Genomic DNA, 21,485 nt, shown 5'->3' with positions numbered 1-21,485 from the left:
GTACTTTCTGCTGGGTTTTAGGGAGTAGGGAGTAGGGAGTAGGGAGTAGGGAGTAGGGAGTAGGGAACAGCGGATCTGGGAACAGGGATAATTTTACTTTTATAATTAGGTATATAGATACCCCCTAACCCCCCTTAAAAAAGGGGGGAATTAGATTCAAAAGTCCCCCTTATTAAGGGGGATTTAGGGGGATCTGAATTAGGCATTAACAATGCTAACATACTCTTGAACAGGTAAACATTCCTGTGTAATCAGGATTATTAAAATTGGTGTTGGTTTTAATTGGGAATCAAATCAGCCCACAACATTGCTATGTCTGTTCCAGCAGTCTTATTTCTAAATTTATCAGATAAACGGGCTATTTGTTCCTCAGAAAAATGATTCTTCCAATCTCCGATTTCTCCTTTCCGGATAAACGGTGTCATTTCTTTAGGTCGCTGACTCGACCACCGACTTTGGTCTTGGCTCATGCTGGTAAAACTGGTGTGTTTAAGAATGCTATTGAAAATTTCAGCATTATTTAGTTTGTCTAAATATGAACTCCCTAAAAATTTAGCAATTTTGCGAATATGTTTAGGAGTATCAGCTTTCATAGCTTCGTAAGTGATAAACAAAACATTGTCATCCTGGCGATGGTCATACCAAGACAGTAAATGTTCGAAATAATCACCCCACTCAACTTCCCCTTCAATAAAGCATTCAAAAAAATCATTAAAGGTTCCTTCAGCAAAATTGTAGTGCTTCACAAACCCTTTAGTATGGTAATAAAAAGAAACAACACAATCAAAGGGATTGCGAGCAATATAGATATACTTGGCATCAGCACAGTAAGGGGTGCATGAGTAAGGACAATGAGTTTTAATAAACCTTGGTGATGCCATGGCTGCCACAAAATCAGCACCCACTTCTTCTAGATGAGGTACTTCTAAATTGATGTCTTTGCCCACAGGTAGGGGTTCCCCATCATGGTTGAGCATCCAGACAATATGTTGAACCCAAGTTGTGCCACATTTGGGATAAGTAACAATAAAGTTATCCTCTGGTTGAGCATTGTAACTGAGTCCAGATTCAAAACAGGTTACCGGAAATCCCATGGGAATACGGAATCCCCGACACATTGAGTAGTGGGGTTTTTGTGGTTGTTGCTTCATTGTTGATCGTTAGGGAATAGGGAATGGGAAAACGGGAATAGGGAATAGGGGTAATATAACTGTATATCATAAGTACGATCAAGGCTATCAATCGGTTTAATCACATTATTTATGGTAATATTGTTTGTGGTTATTTGTCTGTTGTATAAAATTAATTAAATATTAACTATAGCATTGCCAAATATAGCATTAAACTAAATCATGATAAATCATGACATCAAAAAATCCTTGGCTCTCTTTCCTACTATTGCTAGGTTGCCTTTTGCCTTTTGCCTTTTGCCTTTTGCCTTTTGCCTATTTACCGATTCCCTGAAATGATTATTCAAACCCTACCTAAAAACGTAGTTCATCTAATTGCTGCTGGGGAAGTCATTGATTCAATAGCCGCAGTGGTGCGAGAACTGATCGAAAATTCCCTTGATGCTGGGGCAAGTCGGATTACCGTTTCCCTGTGGACTGAGCAATGGCGGATACGAGTGGCAGATAATGGCACAGGGATGGAGGTCAAGAATTTGCAAAAAGCGGCTTTTGCCCACAGTACTAGCAAAATCTCTAGTAGTGATGATCTGTGGAAGATTACTAGTTTGGGATTTCGTGGGGAAGCGTTGCATAGTTTGGCGGCTGTGGCAGAGTTAGAAATTTTGAGCCGATGTCCAGGAAATAGTCAGGGGTGGCGAGTAATTTATAATTCCCAAGGTGAACTGCGTCAGATTGAAACTGCTGCGATCGCACCCGGTACGATTGTGATCGTGTCTAATTTATTTGGTAAGTTGCCCGTGCGTCGCCAGGGTTTACCGGCAATGGCACAACAGTTGCGTGCTGTCCAAACCATTATTCATCAACATGCTCTGTGTCATCCTAGGGTGAGCTGGCAAGTGGAGCAAAATGGACGTCCATGGTTTAATCTTTGTCCTGGTCATACTGCCCAACAGATTCTGCCTCAAATTATCAAGCACTTAAAGGAAAGTGATTTGCAGCCCCTAACGGTAGAGGTGCCGATACCGGAAAAGGGAACAGAGCAAGAACAGGATAAAAGCACTAAGGGAAATCTCGGAAATGGTTTGATAGAGCTAGTGTTAGGATTACCGGATCGATGCCATCGCAGACGTGCAGACTGGGTAAAGGTAGCCACTAATGGACGAATTGTGCGATCGCATGAGTTGGAACAAACCATGATCACAGCATTAGCTCGAACCTTGCCTCGCGACCGCTATCCCATTTGTTTCCTGCACCTGCGGATTTGTCCGAGTCAAATCGACTGGAATCGTCATCCAGCAAAGACCGAAATTTACTTACACTCGGTATCTTACTGGCAAGAGCAAGTTGCTGAAGCTATCGAGCACGCTTTGCGAATCACCCCAGCCACTCTCCCAGAAGCGATTCACTCGAACAGGGTAAAACAGTTACTCAAAACATCGGAAGCTAGAGGAGGTTACACCACCAGTCGTTCAATTCAAGGGATAGCAGCCACTCAAGAAATTACTGACAAAACTGATAGCAAAACCGATGATATTGGGCTCATCCAACTGCGAGCCATGGCTCAGCTTCATAATATGTATATTGTAGCAGAGCATCCCACCGGTATTTGGTTAATTGAACAGCACATTGCCCATGAACGGGTGTTGTATGAAGAATTATGCGATCGCTGGCAGTTAGTCCCCTTAGAACCTCCCATCATTCTCCAGCAGTTATCCCCTAAGCAGGTTGAACAACTACAGCGGATTGGTTTAGAAGTTGACCCCTTTGGAGAAGAATTGTGGGCAGTACGGAATGCACCAGAACTGTTGCGTCAGCGAGACGATTGTGCCAAAGCCCTATTAGAACTTAGTTTAGGAGGAGACTTACAAACCGCTCAAGTAGCAACTGCCTGCCGCAGTGCAATTCGCAATGGTATCCCCCTGAGCTTGTCAGAAATGCAGCAGTTATTAGATCAGTGGAAAAAGACTAGAAACCCTCGCACTTGTCCCCACGGGCGTCCCATTTATTTATCCTTAAAAGAGTCTGCTCTTTCCCGTTTTTTCCGCCGTCATTGGGTAATTGGAAAAAGTCATGGGATATAAGGAAGAGTTGGCAAGTTGAAGGTTGGCAAATTGAAGGTTAGAAAGTTGAAGGTTAGAAAGTTGAAGGTTGGCAAGTTATCAAGTTGTTCGCGTAGCGTGGCCTTTTGGCCAAGGTTAGCAAGTTGTTGGCCCAAGGCGTTCGGTGTAGGGTAGGTTAACCAGTTGTTCGCCCAAGGCGATTCGGTGTAGGGAGTGACTGAATAGAAAATATCTATAGCCTTTATAGATGAGATGTAAACCTAGGAGGTATTTTTTTATTAAAAAAGAAAAATACAGATCTCTTTACCCTCTTGCGTTTTGCCTTTTTACTCTTGCCTTTTTCAGCAATTTGTGGGTTTACAACCCAAATAAAAACGCTAGACTAACCAGCTCCTCCTTAACAACACTACAGCCAGTAGTGTAAAGTATTGTTACATAAATGAACACTTCTGTTGATAATATTGCTAGTGTATAAACGCCAGCAAAAAAAGAATAGTGCTGACCTAAATATAGTGCTGAAAATATAGGTATTTGTGGTGTATAAACCTGAACTTTGTGCATGTTTATAGAGAAACCCAAGGCTGTAATATTTATTTAGGACAAGATTAAAATCAGCATCAGGGTCAAGAGTACAATGCCTAAACTCTAAAACTTACCCCTATGGAAAACCAAATCACTGCGACTCAGCTTTCTCTCCCCAAAGGTGGAGGAGCAATCCAAGGTATAGGAGAAACATTTCAAGCTTCGGAATTCACTGGAACCGCTTCCCTGTCTATTCCGATTGGGACCTCCTCCTGTCGCGGATTTGAGCCAAAAATTAGCGTTGATTACAGTTCTGGTAGTGGGAACGGAAGCTTTGGTTTGGGGTTCAGTCTTTCTATCCCGAATATTTCTCGCAAAACGTCAAAGGGACTGCCACAATACGATGGCTATGATACTTTTTTAATTTTTAATGGAGATGATTTAGTTCCGATTGTAGGGGGTAAGCGTGAGAGGATTAGCCACAATATTAAATACACGGTTATCTCTTATCGTCCCCGCACGGAAGGATTATTTGCCCAGATTGAACAGTGGATTGCACCGGAAGGGGATTCTTTTTGGCGGATAGTTAGTAGTGATAATGTTACTAGTATTTTTGGCAAAACCGAGAATACTAGAATCTTTGATTCGGAAAATCCTAGTCATATCTTTGAATGGCTGCTATCAGAAACGTTTAATCCATCAGGCGATCGCGTTGTCTATGAATACAAGTCAGAAAATATAGATAACGTACCAAATGACCTCTGCGAGGTCAATCGCAGCCAAACTAGTAACAAATATATTGAAAGAATTAAATACGGCAATGTTACTCCCTTTCAGGAAGGGCAAAATCAGGTAGAACAATGGTTGTTTGAAGTGGTCTTTGATTATGGCGAGTATAATCTTGACTCCGACACCCCCTATCGTCCAGTTCAATCGTGGACTAATCGCCAAGATCCCTTTTCAACTTACCATGCTGGGTTTGAAATTCGCACCCATCGGCTGTGTCGCAGCGTCTTGATGTTCCATCGCTTTGAAGCAGAATTTGGTAGTGAACCTATCCTGGTTAAAGCGACTCGTTTCTCCTATGATGAAACACCCATAGTTAGCCTCATGACTGGGGTTGAATCTGTTGGCTATAGCTATGAGAATGGCAAATATCAAACAAAAAGTTTGCCGCCTTTGGAGTTTAAGTATACCGAATTTAAACCAACGAACCATGCCTTTGAGCCTCTGTTGTCAGAAAAGGGTGAGTTTTTACCGGGATTAGATTTACCTCCGAATTATTCTTTGATTGATCTATATGGGGAAGGTATTCCGGGAATTCTCTACAGTGACGGTAAAACCACTCTCTATTGGGAGCCGGAAGCCAAGGAAAACGGAAAGGATGGAGCCGCAGTCAGCTATAGCCCACCCCAAACTCCCCAAGCTTTCCCCATTGAACGCAATGTCCAGGGGGCGACTCAGCGATTGATGGATTTGACCGGAAATGGTCAAATGAATTTGGTGGTGAGTAGGGGAACGACTACTGGCTATTATGAGGCGAATAGCGATCGCACTTGGCAGAGTTTCCAGACGTTCCCTTCTTTTCCTACGGATTTTAGTAACCCAGAGAATCAACTGTTGGATATGACTGGGGATGGCTTAACGGATATTTTGCGGATGGATAGCGATCGCATTTGGATTTATCCAGGTAAAGGTAAAGAAGGCTTTGGTAGCCCATTCAGTCGAAATAATAAAAATGACATTCCTTTGGCTCGGAAGGGGTCAGAGTCGGAAATTTGGCAATTTACGGATATATTTGGCACTGGGATGCAGCACTTGGTGCGCGTTACTAATGGCATGGTGGAGTGCTGGCCAAGTTTAGGCTATGGCAAGTTTGGTCAGCGGGTGCTGTTGGATCATGCTCCCCGTTTTGGCAAGCAGATGGACGCTTCACGGTTATTTCTGGCAGATTTGGATGGTTCTGGTACAGCTGACTTGATTTATGTCCATTCCGACCGGGTGGAGATTTGGTTTAACCAAAGTGGGAATAGTTTTAGTGAGCCGATTACTATTCCCCTCCAGTTCCCCTCCTCGGAGGGGTTAGGGGTGGGTTGGGCTGGGGGTGGGTTCCCCTCCAAGTGGGATCCCTTAAATCAAATTCGTTTTGCTGACATTTATGGCAATGGTACAACTTGTTTGGTATTTAGCGACAACCATATTAAACCCCGTCACTGGTGTTACGATTTTTGTCAGCGTCGCAAACCCTATTTGTTAAATGAGATTAATAACAATTTGGGGTCAAAATCCACCATTACCTATTGTAGTTCCACTAAGTTTTACCTGGAAGATAAGAAGAAGGGTAACCCTTGGATTGTTAATTTACCCTTTCCGGTACAGGTGGTGGAGAAAACGGAAAGTTTCGATCTGATTTCCGGTTCCAAAATGGTCAGTTCCTATGCTTATCATCACGGTTATTATGATGGGGTTGAGCGGGAGTTTCGCGGTTTTGGATTGGTTGAACGAAGGGATGCAGAGACTTTGGAGGATTTGTTGAAAGGTGATCCCCCCCAGCCCCCCTTAGTAAGGGGGGAGCAAGAGGAAGCCTTAGTAAGGGGGGAGCAAGAGGAAGCCTTAGTAAGCGATCCCCCCCAGCCCCCCTTAGTAAGGGGGGAGCAAGAGGTAGCCTTAGTAAGGGGGGAGCAGGATGGGAAAGATTTTTATGTGCCGCCCATATTAACTAAAACTTGGTATCATACGGGAGCTTGGCAGCGCTATGGTTCTCTGTCTCGCCAGTATGAAAAGGAGTATTTTCAGGGGGATAGTCAAGCTTATCAATTCCCGGATAGTATCTTTGCTGATTTGAATGGGGAAGTGGACGCCCAAACCAGTCGTCAAGCCTACTGGACATTAAAAGGAATGGTGCTAAGGGAAGAGGTTTATGGCTTAGATGGTTCTGACTTGGAAGATAAACCCTATGCTGTGACTGAAACGAATTATCACGTTAAGTTATTACAACCGAAAGGGGATAATAAATATGGGGTTTATTTTGTTGAGCCTAGGGAGACCTTAAGCTATCACTATGAGCGTAATCCTGATGATCCACGCATTAGTCATCAATTTGTTTTGAAGGTGGATGAGTATGGGAATGTGCTTCGTTCTTGTACGGTGGCTTATGGCAGGAGACAACCCACCCCTAACCCAACCCACCCCCAGCCCCTCCCAGGAGGGGAGCAGGAGGGGAATCAGGAGGGGAATGTAAGACCTGAACAATTGAGTTTGAAGGTTGTCAGTGAGGAGAATCGGTTTATTAATCGAAAAGATATTAATTTACTTGGTGTTCCTCTGGAAAATAATAGTTATGAAATTACTAATCTTGCTTTAAAGTCTGGTGAGCAATATTTTAGTTTCGCTGAAGTTGATGATTATTTAGAGCAGGTTTTAGAGTCTGATGCGTCTCGGTTGTTGAGTTGGCAACGTCATTATTATTGGTCGCCGGAACAGGAGAAATCTCTGCCCTGGGGAGAAGTTAGTCCGGAAGCTTTGCTCTATCAAACTGAAGTTGCTGAATTTTATAGGGAACAGGTTCAAGAGGCATTTACCAGCGCCTTAACCCAAGAACAATTGGAGGATTTACTTTCTAGGGAAGGGGGATATCAGCTTAAGGAGAATTATTGGTGGAATCCAGGATTAACCCAAACTTATAATAGTGCAGACAAATTCTTTTTACCGAAAGCGACAATCGACCCCTTTGGGAATGCTACTACTTACGACTATGACGCTTATAATTTGCTGACCGTAAAGGTGACGGATGCTTTAAGTAATGAGATGGTGGTGGAGAATGTCGATTATCAGACTTTACAAGTCCAGCGCATCCGGGATATTAACCAAAATATTTCTGAAGTGCTGTTTGACCCCATGGGGATGGTAACGGTTACTTCGTTTTATGGCACTGAAAATGGGGAGTCTCAGGGTTTTGGACCACTGGAAGACTATCAAATTAAGGAGTTGCCTAACTTAGAAGAATTGATGGCGAATCCCCAGGATTATTTACAGGGTGCTGCTAGTTATTTCTATTATGATTTGTTTGCTTGGAAGGATAGGAATGTTCCGGTTCATGCTGTGAGTTTAACTACGGAAGACTATGGTAATAACGGTCGAATCCTAACCAGCATTGCCTATAGTGATGGGTTTGGTAGAGACTTACAAAGTAAGGTGAAGGTGGAGGGTGGACTGGCGTTTCAGTTCAGTCAATCTATTCCCCAGGTACCGGATTTAGATCCCCCTAAATCCCCCTTAAAAAGGGGGACTATGACTCAAGCCTCTCCCAGTCGGGGAAAAACCCACCCCCTACCCCTCCCAAGAGGGGAGTCGGAGGAGCGCTGGTTAACGTCTGGTCGCACAGTTTATAACAATAAAGGTAATCCCGTTAAGCAATATGAGCCTTATTATCTCAATACCTATGAGTATGTAAACAACGAAATTCTCAATCAGTTTGGGGTATCGGATACTCTTTATTATGACCCCCTAGAACGAGTTATTCGCACGGAGACTGCTAAGGGATTTTTCAGTAAGGTTGAATTTACGCCTTGGGAAGAAAAGAATTATGATGTCAATGATACGGTAAAAGATTCTAGTTTCTATAAGAGTTTCCTGGAAAATTATCCAGATCAACCCACAGAAGCGCAACGCAATGAAAAAGATGCTTTGGATAAAGCTGCAGAGTTTTATGATACTCCTGTAATTAGGGTGATGGATAGTTTGGGTCGGGCTTTTCTGGAAATTGATAATGGCTTAACGTCTTACTATAACTATGATATACAAGGACGGTTACTTGAATCTATCGATCCTCGACTCTATGCTTCTAATCTTACTCAGGGGACAGCTTATTATAATTTCCGATATCGTTATGGGCTGAGAGTAGGTAGTGAAGAAGAACCAGTAAATCCTTTGGTTACTGACAGTACCGATGGGGGAGTTAACCTCAGTTTAGATAATGCTATGGGTAACCATTTATGGAATCGCAGTCCCAGGAATTTCGACCAGGTAATTTATTATGATGAGTTGCAACGAAAGGTCAAAATTAGAACTAAAGGTATCAAGAATGATGGAACTGTTGCTACTGATAATGTAGTCGAAACATTCATTTATGGGGAAAGCCAACCCAATGCAGCAGATTATAATTTGCGGGGACAACTCTATCAACTGCGCGACCAATCTGGGGTAATTACGAATAGCACATACAACCTCCAAGGAAATAGTCTAGAAACAACTCGACAGTTAACTAAAAATTATCAAGATTATGTTAACTGGGATGATACTGTGGAGTTGGAAGAGGAAATTTATACCAATAAGTTTGCTTTTAATGGGATTCAACAGTTAATCGCCGAAACTACCCCTGATGGTTCTGTCAAGACCAATAGTTACAATCGGTTGGGGTTGTTAGAAAAGATTACAGTAACATTACCAGATGACACGTTACAGCCCATTATCAATGACATTGAATACGATGCTAAAGGTCAAAGGCTTGCTGTCTCCTATGGCAATGGGGTGAACACAACTTATAGCTACGAGGAGACAACCTGGCGTTTAATTAAGCTGTCTAGTACCAGGTCGAATCGCGATCGCAACGGTAAAGAACGCAAGTCTGTGATTCAGGATATCGCCTATACCTATGACCCCGTGGGGAATATTACTCGTCTCAAGGATAATACTTATGCAACGGTTTTCTACAACAATCAAAAGGTAGAACCCCTGTCTGACTATACCTATGATGCCCTATACCGTCTGATTGAGGCCAATGGCAGACAGCATCCGGGGATTAATGCCAGGACTCATCACAATAATGACCAAGATGGGGACTTTAAGCAGAGTAAGTTTGTCCCGCTTAGTGATAGTAATGCCTTGGAACACTATCAGGAAAGTTACACCTATGATGATGGGGGAAATTTAATTAAAACGACTCATACAGCAGCAACCAATTCCTGGACGCGCACTCAGGAAATTATGCCGGATTCCAATCGGTTGAAATCTGTTAGCAGTAAGAATGGGTTTAGTGAGTCGCTACCTATTACTTATGACCGTTCCGGAAATCAGCAACAGTTGAATGGTAATAGTACGATTAAGTTGACTTTTAATTGCTGTGAAAATTTAGTTAGAGCTAGAATTATCGAACGTTCCAATCAACCGGATGATAGCGATTATTATACCTACGATAGTGGGGAAATGCGAACTCGCAAGGTGTCGGAGCGCTTGGTAAATGGTGGTGCAGTGATTCAGAAAGAATCAAAAATCTATTTGGGTAATTATGAAGTCAAACGCTTGCAACAAAATGAAACAACGATCCTAGAACGGCAAACCCTGAGAGTGATGGATGATGAAACCTGTGTGGCGATTTTCCATTATTGGGAGGAACCCACCCCTAACCCCTCCCAGGAGGGGAACCTACCCAGGAGGGGAAGTGGGGAGCTAGTGGGGACAAGAAAGCTGCGTTATCAAATGGATAATCATCTGGGTTCTGTTGCTTTGGAAGTGGATGATGATGGTCAAATTATCAGTTATGAGGAGTATTTTCCCTATGGGGGAACGGCGTTTATTGCGGGTAAGAATCAGCAGGAAGTGAAGCTGAAGGAATATCGCTATAGCGGGAAGGAAAGGGATGATAGCACTGGGCTTTACTATTACGGTGCGAGGTATTATGCGCCTTGGTTGGGGCGGTGGTTGAAGCCTGATCCGGCGGGGACGGTGGATGGGTTTAATTTGTTTGAGTTTGTGGGGGGTAATCCGATCATATACTTAGATGAAAAAGGAGAAATGATCAGCAGATTTATTTCTGGAAACAAGCCAAAAATAACAACTAGCACTGGTAGTATTCATACCCCTATATTATATTACCAATACATGCCAAAATTGCAGTTTACATCCTACCAATTTTTTAGTACGGTAAGTAGTGTGAAAAAAACTAAGAGAAAGCCGCATGTCCCCAGAAACGGAGGATGGTGGAGCGGAAAGCCGGGAAATTCTATCTGGTATAAAACCCACTTTTCTGACGCTCAACAGAAGCAGTTGAGCCAGTATGGGTATTTATACAACAGAGGGATACCATTTAAAAATGACGTACCGGATTTTGACGAGTTTGCGGCCAACACACTAGACGTAAAAAAGGAGATTGGAGAGGAGTTGACGGGAGACCACGGGAAGGATTATGATCTATACTTAATAGCCTTAAAAAGTTACCTAGAAAAAAGGGATGTGAGGACTACAGAAAAACATCTTAAAAAACTGCTTAAAGGCGAATATGCAGTGCACCATAAAGAAGGAAACATTTTACAATTATTACCTATATCCATTCACCTATTCACGCCTCATACAGGGGGTGCGTCGAAATTAAAGAATTGATTGACATAAAAGTAAAAGAAGTAGAATAGGATTAAGTTGGGTGCGGGTGAACGCAAGTGTAACGCACCGAAATCCCACAACTCCCCCCGAAAGTCACCATGGATATGATCAAAAAGGAAGGAAGTAGGCAATGGATAAAAAAAGCCATCAACAATCCCTCCCACCCCACTCCTTACCCTACGCCACCAGTGGTTCAAATATGTCTCAATGCGGCTCTCATCCGCACCTTGCTCATAAGTGTGGCTCGTTCCTGGTAGGAGTGCGATCGCAGATCTTGTAGGGTGCGTTAACGACAGTGTAACGCACCGAAATCAAACCCAAGCCAAACCCACCTCTAACCCACCCCTAACCCCTCCCAGGAGGGGAACTGGAGAGGGAACCGAAGAGGGGAACATACCAAATTCTAACAATTCAATTAACAAAAACCAGGAAACTAAAATGTCAACTATTAAAGTATCAGACGCTCGCCTTAATTCCTTATACAATCAAAACCCTGATTTTGATATCCTTCAATTTAATTTTCGCAATGGTCAAGCTGACAAATTAAACTGGGACAACTTAGAGCGGGAAACAACTTTAGATCTATTAAAAAAATACCAGCGATTATTGTGAATTCTCTTGTTCCCCTCCTGGGAGGGGTTAGGGGTGGGTAGGCTTGGGGTGGGTAGGCTTGGGGTGGGTAGGCTTGGGGTGGGTAGGCTTGGGGTGGGTAGGCTTGGGGTGGGTTATACTCTTGCTAAAGCCAACAGAAAAACCATCACCATTACACCCCCATGAAAACCAAAATCATTCCCTACAACCCACTATTAAAAGAAAGAGCCAAACAACTTCGCCAAAACATGACCCCAGGTGAAATGACCCTTTGGAAACACCTGAAAGGAAAGCAAATGTGTGGCTATGACTTCGATCGCCAACGTGCCATTGATCAATTTATTGTTGACTTTTATTGCAAAAAACTGATGCTGGCAATTGAGATTGATGGGTCTTCCCATGATAGCGAGGAAGCACAGGAACGGGATGCAGAAAGACAGGCGCGTTTGGAGTCTTTGGGAGTGAGATTTTTGCGATTTCAGGAAGAGGATGTTTGTCAAGAGGTGGAGGGGGTTTTGAGGGTGATTGAGGATTGGATTAAGAGTCAGTCTGTTCCCTAAAGACACTAAACCCACCCCTAACCCCGACCAGGAGGGGAATTGAGCCAGACATCGCTAAATCAGAACAATTCAATTAACAAAAACCAGGAAAATAAAATGTCAACAATCAAAATATCAGACAATAACCTTAATTCCTTCTACAATCAAAACCCTGATTTTGATATCCTTCAATTTAATTTTCGCAATGGAGAAGCTGACAAATTAAACTGGGACAACTTAGAGCGGGAAACAACTTTAGATCTATTAAAAAAATACCAGCGATTATTACGGATAAATCCAAATCCAGACATTGCCAAAAAGCTGCTTAATGCCTGGGGGGGCGACAAGCGCCCCGTAACCCTTGATATATATTAAATTGAGCGAATTATGGTAAAAAAAGATAGGTCAGAAATTGTCAAGACGACCTATCAATTCAAAATGCTACCAGAATTATATCAAAAACATTTAAAAAATCTCCTTTCCGAATCTCAATTATTGTTTTTTTACCTTGTAGTAATCATTGTACAAGATATCAAGGATGTTAAACTCGAAAAAATTGCTGAATCTTTACCTTTGCCTATTAAATGTAACTCAAGGCGTAAAAAGTTACAGAGATTTTTTTCATTACCAATATTTCAAATAAAAAAAATGTGGTTTCCACTTGTTAGAGAATGGCTCACTCAAAAATTTGATAAACACAAAAAAATCTATTTAGCCATCGATAGGACTAATTGGAATAACAAAAATTTATTGGTGGTTAGTATAATTTATAAAAACCGAGCAATCCCAATTTATTTTGAACTTCTTTCAAAACTTGGTTCAAGTAATTTTTTAGAGCAAAAACAAATACTATCAACTATTATAGGGCTATTTGATAGCTATCATGTTGTTATTTTGGGAGACCGAGAGTTTTGTTCAGTTAAATTGGCTGAATGGCTAGACAAACAAGGGTTTAAGTTTTGTTTAAGACTTAAAAAAAATGAGCAAATTGAATTAAAAAATCAGGGGTGGATTTCCCTGAAAAACTCGGGATTAAAACCAGGAATTTCGTTATTTTTTGAAAAGGTTAAAGTCACAAAAACTAAACAAGTATCAGGATTTAGTATTGCCTGTAAATGGAAGAAAAGTTATCGAAAGTCAGTAAGCCAAGAAGGTTGGTTTATCCTAACAAATATGAGCGAATTGTCTGAGGCAATATCAGCTTATAAAAAACGTTTTGATATTGAGGAAATGTTCCGAGATTATAAAAGCGGTGGATATAATATGGAAGGCAGTAATGTTGTCGGTAAACGCTTTATATCTTTACTTATTATAATCTCTTTTGCTTACTTTATTGCCACAATTAAAGGAGAAATAATTAATAAAAAAGGAGTTCAGGACTATGTAGCGAGAGTCAAAGAATATGGGCGATTAACTAAAAGACATAGCAGTTTTTATATTGGAATGTATGCTCAAAAATGGATTCATTTTATGGATAAATGTTGGGAATTAGTTTATGCTTTGATGCGTTTAAGTCGTCATAAGCTCGATAATTATTTACGAGGTATGAGAGCTATGAAGCTTATACAGTCTACTTTTTAGCTCTCATGTCGCCCCCCCAGGCTTAATGCACTAACGCCGTCAGAATCCAGCACCATGAGTCTTTTTCTAGCAGCACCGCAAACTCAACCCACCCCTAACCCCTCCCAGGAGGGGAATGAGTCGGGGAATGAGTCGGGGGTGAGTATTGATTCTGCTCATGGGATCGCTTCTCTAACAGAAGAGCAATTTGTCAAATTGCTGCCTGGGGAAGAAGCAACAGCCAGACAAATGCACCAAAAGGCGATTGACATTAAAGCCAAAACCCAACTGCTTTGGGCAAATATGAGAGATGCAGTGGCTTCTCCTCATTTTAGATCCATGGGGGTGAGTACAACACAGGAAAGCGATAATGCTGCACTCAGTCACGATATTCCTAGCTATCAAGAAATGTTTGGGGACCTCGACTATATCGACTGCGAACATTGCGGTTCAATGTTTAGTGCGGCGGCTTATTTGGTCGATTTAATGCGGATAGTTGACCAATATATTACTGACCCCAATCAAGACAGTATTCCACGAGCTGGCGGTCTAACCTTAAATCAGCGTCGCCCGGATTTAGCAGAAATCCAACTAACTTGCAAAAATACTAACAGTTTTATACATAATCTACAAATTATTAATCGCATTTTAGAGGCCCGAGTAAAAACCGCTTTGGGAAGCGAAGATGCATGGCTATCTCTAGCCACTATTCCCTATCCCTTTACTCTACCTTTTCATTTTAGTCAAGAACAAATTCGTAGCTATTTGGGACATCTTAAAAGCAATTTAGGGACTATATATAAAACTTTTGATGTTAACGAATTAGCCGTTGCTAGAGAGTATATTGGACTTTCCTTAGAAGACTATAATCTCATTACTAGTTCCCAAACTAACGAAGAAGAATTGAGGGAATTATACGGAATCGAAAACTTAGACAATCTTACTAATGTTGAGACATTTCTCAAACAAACAGGATTATCTCGAACAGAACTGCCCGAACTACTAGAGCAAAATCTCCATAAAACCGAACTTGAAGCGGGGTTAGCTCATAACTTCTATATCAATCAAGTTCTAGAGGATAATCAAGCCGTTCAGTTCAAACAAATCACTGCACAAGAGGCGGATAATGGGGTAATTCCAACCATCGAAAACCTAACGACCGCAACCTTAGACCGCATCCATCGTTTCATTCGTCTGAGTAAAAAGCTGAACTGGTCTTTTACTGACCTCGATTGGGTACTGACCTCAATTAACGCAACCCACCCCCAACCCCTCCCAGGAGGGGAGCCGACTGAAATTGACGAAGATGCAATTAAAAAGATTGCCAAAATTAAACAGTTACAAACTAACTATAAGCTGCCTCTAGATGTTTTGTGCAGTTTCTGGCACGAAATGAAAACCATCGGCATTGGCAGCAATCCTGAAAAACCACAAGATTTATTTGACCGGGTATTTAACAACCCGTTTAAAAAAATTCTCCGTAACAAGTTTTTTCGGATTCAAGATGATAGTAAACAACTAGAGTTAACTAATCTCAATCAACAAGCTGAATATAATCCGATTTTGGGAAGGATATTGGCTGCTCTTCGATTGAATGTTAATCAATTAATTGACATTTTACGAGCAATTTGGGGAGAGGATAATACTGTTGAGTTAACCGTTGACAATTTATCCCAGCTTTTCCGCACCAGCCAAATATTGCGATTACTGGGATTAAATAGTGAAGAATATCAAGTTTTATTGAGTTTCTTTGGTATAGAATCAATCAGTGCTATTTCTATTGACCAATTTATCCAAATTACTGAGCTAGGAGAATGGGTTAAGTCATCTCAAATTAAGATTGATGAACTAGATTACATTCTTAATGGTAAACTTAGCTCCCATCTTGATATCGGATATTCTGAAACTCATATCACTGGGGGAATGAGATCATTATGGCAGTTAGCTGGTGATTCAAGTGACCAATCCTCTGAGCTTATAAGGGAAAGCATTGCTTCATTTTTTGATATAGAAGCTGATTTAGCCGTCAGTCTACTTGATTTTGCTTCTATTGCTACCCAGACTCCTGATTATGTTAGCTTTCTCCTTACTCCGGTGCAACAAGAACAAGAATGGTCGGAGATTGTTAAATTTTTTAAAGTTCTGTCAAGACTACTTATACTGACTCAGAAACTAGAACTTACTCCTACTGAACTTAAGTGCATCGCAGACAATAAAACAGCTTTCGGAATTGACGAACTATCCCAGTTAAGCATCAACAACATCCAAACTATTCATCGCTTTAAAGGATTAATTGCAGCTTTCAATGACGAAAAGGATAAATTTGTTGAATATTTTGCCTCTGTCTCTGGAAATGGAGAAACTAATCACATTGAGGAGCTTGCTAAGATTACTGGTTGGAAGTCCGAACAGATTTATAGACTGGTTTCCCCACCAGAAAACCAAGAAAACAATCAGTTAAATCTTGTATATCTTGGCAGGGATTTACACAAAACAGTTGAAGGCATCACCAAACTGAAACAGTGCTTTAACTTAAGTCACCACCTGGGAGTAAATATTTCTTGGTTTACTAAGCTACTGAAGTTGGAAAACTTGCCCGTTGTGGGAGAATCGGAAAATTGGGAACTATATAAATATGCTGCTCGAGCAGTCAAAAAAATTACCAAAGCTAAATATGACCATAAGGAATGGATTAAAGTTAGCGAAAAACTTGAAGGTGAACTGAGCGAGCGCAAGCGGGATGTACTAACAGCTTGGATATTCTGGAAACAGAACTATGATAATTTGCGCCATCTTTCTCAAGAACTACTAATTGATGTAGAAACCTCCAGTGAAGTCTCGATTTCCATCATCAAAGAAGCAACTCTCGCCATTCAAACGTATTTACATCGCTGCCAAATGGGATTAGAACCAGGGGTAGAAAAACTAGATATTCCCGAAAATTGGTGGCAATGGATGATGAATTACCGGGTTTGGGAAGCAAATCGTAAAGTATTCTTGTATCCCGAAAATTATCTCGATCCCAGCCTCCGGAAAATAAAAAGCCCGATTTATAAAGAACTTGAAGAGGAGTTACTACAATCAGAAATCACTCAGGAATCGGTAGAAAAAGCCTACCAAAACTATTTTGATAAATTTACCGAAATCGCACAACTCAAACCAGCAGGGGGCTATCGCTGCACTGTAGAGAATAATTCTGAAGCGCAAGACACCTTATACTTATTTGGTCGCACTGCCACTGAACCCTATAGCTATTATTACCGCGAGTGCATCAATCCCAAGGCGAAGAACCCAACCTGGAAAGCTTGGGATAAAATTGATTTGGTTATCAACTCTGAATACATTAACGCAACCTATGCCTTTAACAAGCTGTTTATCTTTTGGGTAGAAGTCGTTCAAACAGAAAAAACAAAACCAAAAGGTAACAACCTGGAATTCGAGACTGAAACTGAAACTAAAGCCAGTATTAAGTATTCATTTCAGAAATTTTGTAAACAATGGATACAACCCCAAACCTTAGCCAAAGATATTATCATTGAAAACTACGAAAAACTTAGTGAAAACCTGTGGCGTAAGGTAACTGCACTACCCATACCAGCTAATGGTTCAGAGCCAGAAAAAATTCTCACCTTGTTTGGAGATTTACTTCAGGAGGATGAATCTTATAGTACTCAAGACGAAAACCAGGGCATCTCTTTGACCATCGATTTGCTGCAAGAGAAAACAAAAGTGAACTTGCAGCAATTACCCTCTAATGCTTTGATCAGCAGATTACCAGTAATATCCAACAGTCAGTTGGAGGTGATCGCAACAGATAATGTTTTGTATGATAACTATGCTGACTATGCTGACGACTCCACATATCCTAACTCAAAGAGGCAGAGGCAAAGGAAAGGACTGGTGGGATACTGGCCAATGAATGAGGGTAGTGGGAATGTGATCCACGATCGCGCAGGCCACAACAATGGGACTTTAGAAGGAAATCCCCAATGGAAAACAGCTAATGATTTTCCTGGTAATCCCTCCATAAATGTGCTGGACTTTGATGGAGAAGATGATTATGTCAAAATTGAAGACAATGAATCCAATTTTGATTTTATAACCGATGCTATTACTATCTCGATATGGATTAAAGTTAATAGTTTTACGAAAAAGTGGCAATCCCTTATTACTAAAGGAAATAATAGTTGGCGCTTACATCGTTCTGGTAATTCAAATAAACTAAAATTTACCATTGATGGCATAGGAGGAGTTGAGAGTATAAGGGATATTAATGATCAAAAGTGGCATCATGTTGTCGGGGTTTATGACGGGGAAAAACTGAAAATTTATATCGATGGTGAGCTTGATAATTCTACTACTGAGAGTGGCACAATACCTAATAACAATTACAAGGTTCTGATTGGTGAAAATGATAAGGAAAAAGGAAGATACTTTCATGGACAAATTGCTGAAGTCAGCATTTGGAATGTAGCTCTTAGTGCCGAGCAAGTCTTGAATTTGACTCCAATTTTATACCACCGATTAATAACAGAAAATATATCTAAGTCCCATGGATCCGTCAGTGGGATTGAGAATCAACCAGGTTGGTTCACTTTTGATAACGGAGACGAGGCTTTTTTGGCTATTCCTCAGCAAGCGAATGGTTTCACACCGATCGACAATAGCTTAAAGGCAGTTACTCAAAATGGTACAATCACGCTATCCTATGATCCTTCTGACGATCCTTCTGATAGTTCTAGTCAATCTGAGCTAAAATATACCTTCACCAGACTAAGCACCACCACTATTCGACAATTAAGTCAAAACATGTTTATCGGGGGTTTGGATAATTTACTGACCCTCGATTCACAACTAACTCCTGAATTAAATTTCCATCGCTTCTCTCCTACCGATTTGGTTAATTATCCTAACAGCAAGCGATTAGATTTTAATGGATCTTTAGGAATTTACTTCTGGGAAATATTTTTCCACATTCCCTTTTTAGTCGCTAATACCTTAAACTCCAACCAGCGCTTTGAAGAAGCTCAGAAATGGTATCACTACATTTTTAATCCTACATCTCCTAAAGAGCTGGTGGGAGACAAGCCAACCCATGAAGGAAGTAACGATCGCTTTTGGCATTACCTGCCATTCCGGGGCAATATCCTGCAAAAACTCCAAGAGTATTTAACTAACGATGCTGCGATCAAAGACTACAATGATAATCCTTTTGACCCCCATGCGATCGCTCGGTTGAGAATCGGTGCTTACGAAAAGGCGATCGTCATGAAATACATCGACAACTTACTGGACTGGGGAGACCAATTATTTGCCCAAGATAACTGGGAATCGATCAATCAAGCAACTTTACTCTATTTTATAGCTTACGATTTGCTGGGAGAAAAACCGGAAAACCTAGGAAAAAGGCGCTCGCCATCCCCGAAAACATTCCAAGAAATCAAAGAACAATATCAAAGTGCTGAAAATATTCCCCAGTTTTTAATCGAGCTAGAGAATCGAGTTAATGATACTACCCCCAGAGCGATAACCAGCGCACCATTTAACGATCTTAATACCTACTTCTGCGCTCCGGAGAACGAACAATTTATTGCCTATTGGGAGCGAGTAGAAGATCGGCTTTATAAAATTCGTCATTCCATGAGTATTGAAGGAATAAAGCGACAACTAGCACTATTCCAAGCTCCGATCGACCCAGCCCAACTGGTTCGGGCAGTCGCAGGGGGAAGAACACCTCTGAGTGTGGTTTCCCAGTTAACCCCTGCGGTTCCCAACTATCGTTTCGATTATATGCTGGAGCGAGCCAAAAACATCACATCCACCCTGATTCAACTCGGCTCATCTTTATTAAGCGCATTGGAGAAGAAAGATGCCGAAGAACTAGCATTACTCAGAAGCAGCCACGAGCAAAGCATCCTGAAACTGATTACCACAACTAAAGAAAAGCAAATTGAAGAGGCAAAGGAAACTTTGAATTCCCTCAAGGAAAGCCTTGCATCAGTACAACATCGGTATAACTATTATCATAAGCTCAATGACGAGGGATGGTCTTCTGGTGAGATAGCTGGTGTGACTCTTATGAGCAGTGCATTAGCTTCTCAATCAGTTGCCACTGTCTTGTTTTATCTATCTTCTCCTGCTTATGGAGTTCCTACCATTTACGGACTTGCAAATGGAGGATTTGAACCTGGCGCTGTTGTCCGTTCTAAAGGTGAAGCTGCTCAAAACATAGCATATGTACTGAATCAAAGCTCTGGGTTAGCTGATAGAATCGCCAGTTATCAGCGTCGTGAACAAGAATGGGAATTTCAGGAGAAATTAGCTGAAATTGATGTTCAGCAAATCGAATATCAGATAGAAGCCCAAAAGATTCGACAAGCCATTGCCGAACAAGAACTAAAAATTCACAATAAAAGCATCGCTCAAGCCAAAGAAATAAAAGACTTCCTCAAAGATAATTTTACCAACAAAGAACTATATCAATGGATGGTTGCTCGCCTATCTATCCTCTACTTCCAAACCTACAAAGTTGCTCTGGATATGGCAATGGCAACCCAAAGTGCTTACCAATACGAACTCAACAAAGACGACACCTATATTAACTTCGATTATTGGGACAGCTTGAAAAAAGGATTGCTAGCTGGAGAAAGTTTAATGTTAGGTTTAACCCAACTAGAAAAAGCCTACATTGAAGGGAATGTCCGCCGTTTGGAAATTGAGAAAACTATCTCCCTACTACAACTAAATCCCCAAGCTTTCCAACAATTGAAAGAAACAGGAAAATGCGAATTTGCATTGAGTGAAAAACTTTTTGACTTCGACTTCCCCGGTCATTACGCTCGTCAAATCAAAACCATTGCTATTTCCATCCCCGCAGTCGTGGGTCCCTATCAAAACATCAAAGCGACCTTAACCCAAACCTCTAACAAGACACTCCTAAAGCCCGATGTTAATGCAGTTGAATACCTACTGGGTGGAGGGGAAAACCCACCAGATGAATCGATTTTGCGCTCAAATTGGCGACTTAATCAAAAAATTGCCATTTCCAGGGGTGCTATGGATAACGGCTTGTTTGAACTTAATTTTTACTGGGATACCCGCTACCTACCCTTTGAAGGCACAGGTGCAGTGTCTACCTGGGAACTCAGTTTACCCAAAGCAACCAATCGCATTGACTTTGACACCATTTCCGATGTGATTATTACCTTGAGTTACACCGCTTTAGATGGAGGGGATAATTTTAGGAGACAGGTAACTGAATTACAGCCATTACAAGATTATTCTGAGGCTTATTATTTCAATCTCAAACAAGCATTTCCAGGGGAATGGCATACTTTTATGAATTTAAACACAGACAGTAATTCGCAAAAGTTGACATTTCCCATCTCTTCTGAGATTATTCCACCTCACATCGAAGATGCCAAACTTACGGGGATAATCTTTAAGCTTGATGCTCCTGAGCCATCATCTCCTTTGGAGTTTGCCACTATGAAAATTGGAGAAGAAAATATCATTAATGATAATTCAATTAATGAAAGTGTTGCTGATAATTGGTTTGGGGATTGGGTGATGGATTTTGACTTGAATAACGTTCCCGGAAGTTTGAAAAATGATGGATTATTAAATCCTGAAATTGTCAAGACTATCGAATTAATATTGATTTACGAAGGGAAGATAGACTATAGCGGTTTCTAGCCTAATCAGGT

The 21,485-nt window shown here is 41.2% G+C and carries 9 protein-coding genes and 1 pseudogene; 8 read left to right on the top strand and 2 right to left on the bottom strand.

What is annotated here, in order from left to right:
* Positions 1-278: 278 nt before the first annotated feature.
* The gene (locus tag BJP34_RS23415; protein ID WP_070394413.1) at positions 279-1,151 is read right to left on the bottom strand and encodes a sulfotransferase domain-containing protein; all 873 of its coding nucleotides are present in this window, start codon (positions 1,149-1,151) and stop codon (positions 279-281) included.
* Between the two features lie 314 nt (positions 1,152-1,465).
* Between BJP34_RS23415 and mutL the strand changes: the two genes are divergently transcribed.
* Positions 1,466-3,211 (top strand): DNA mismatch repair endonuclease MutL, encoded by a 1,746-nt coding sequence (mutL, locus tag BJP34_RS23410; RefSeq protein ID WP_070394412.1) that lies wholly within the window; start codon positions 1,466-1,468, stop codon positions 3,209-3,211.
* Here mutL and BJP34_RS44180 read toward each other — a convergent pair.
* Complete coding sequence (locus BJP34_RS44180) at positions 3,199-3,345, bottom strand: hypothetical protein (RefSeq protein WP_158517412.1); 147 nt, start codon at positions 3,343-3,345, stop codon at positions 3,199-3,201. The two genes, mutL and BJP34_RS44180, sit on opposite strands and share 13 nt — an antisense overlap.
* Before the next feature lie 505 nt (positions 3,346-3,850).
* Between BJP34_RS44180 and BJP34_RS23405 the strand changes: the two genes are divergently transcribed.
* The 7 genes and pseudogenes from BJP34_RS23405 to BJP34_RS23380 all read left to right on the top strand — a co-directional run bounded on the left by BJP34_RS23405 (position 3,851) and on the right by BJP34_RS23380 (position 21,474).
* Positions 3,851-11,089, top strand: a complete 7,239-nt coding sequence (locus tag BJP34_RS23405; protein WP_070394411.1) for a SpvB/TcaC N-terminal domain-containing protein — start codon at positions 3,851-3,853, stop codon at positions 11,087-11,089.
* A gap of 98 nt (positions 11,090-11,187) precedes the next feature.
* Positions 11,188-11,346 (top strand): hypothetical protein, encoded by a 159-nt coding sequence (locus tag BJP34_RS44175; RefSeq protein WP_158517411.1) that lies wholly within the window; start codon positions 11,188-11,190, stop codon positions 11,344-11,346.
* 181 nt (positions 11,347-11,527) lie between these two features.
* Positions 11,528-11,701: a hypothetical protein gene (locus tag BJP34_RS44170; RefSeq protein WP_158517410.1), complete on the top strand. Its 174-nt coding sequence runs from the start codon at positions 11,528-11,530 to the stop codon at positions 11,699-11,701.
* 161 nt (positions 11,702-11,862) lie between these two features.
* Positions 11,863-12,240 carry an endonuclease domain-containing protein gene (locus tag BJP34_RS23395; protein ID WP_070394409.1) on the top strand — a complete coding sequence of 126 codons (378 nt, stop codon included), beginning with the start codon at positions 11,863-11,865 and terminating at the stop codon, positions 12,238-12,240.
* Positions 12,241-12,336: 96 nt separating this feature from the next.
* Positions 12,337-12,594, top strand: coding sequence for a hypothetical protein (locus BJP34_RS23390; RefSeq protein ID WP_070394408.1), 258 nt, complete (start codon positions 12,337-12,339; stop codon positions 12,592-12,594).
* A gap of 63 nt (positions 12,595-12,657) precedes the next feature.
* Positions 12,658-13,826, top strand: a pseudogene (locus BJP34_RS23385) (IS4 family transposase).
* Positions 13,827-13,854: 28 nt separating this feature from the next.
* Positions 13,855-21,474 carry a neuraminidase-like domain-containing protein gene (locus tag BJP34_RS23380; RefSeq protein ID WP_070394407.1) on the top strand — a complete coding sequence of 2,540 codons (7,620 nt, stop codon included), beginning with the start codon at positions 13,855-13,857 and terminating at the stop codon, positions 21,472-21,474.
* The last annotated feature ends 11 nt before the right edge of the window (positions 21,475-21,485 follow it).

Source organism: Moorena producens PAL-8-15-08-1, from assembly GCF_001767235.1.
GTDB lineage: Bacteria > Cyanobacteriota > Cyanobacteriia > Cyanobacteriales > Coleofasciculaceae > Moorena > Moorena producens_A.
This window is presented reverse-complemented; position numbering and strand designations above follow the sequence as displayed.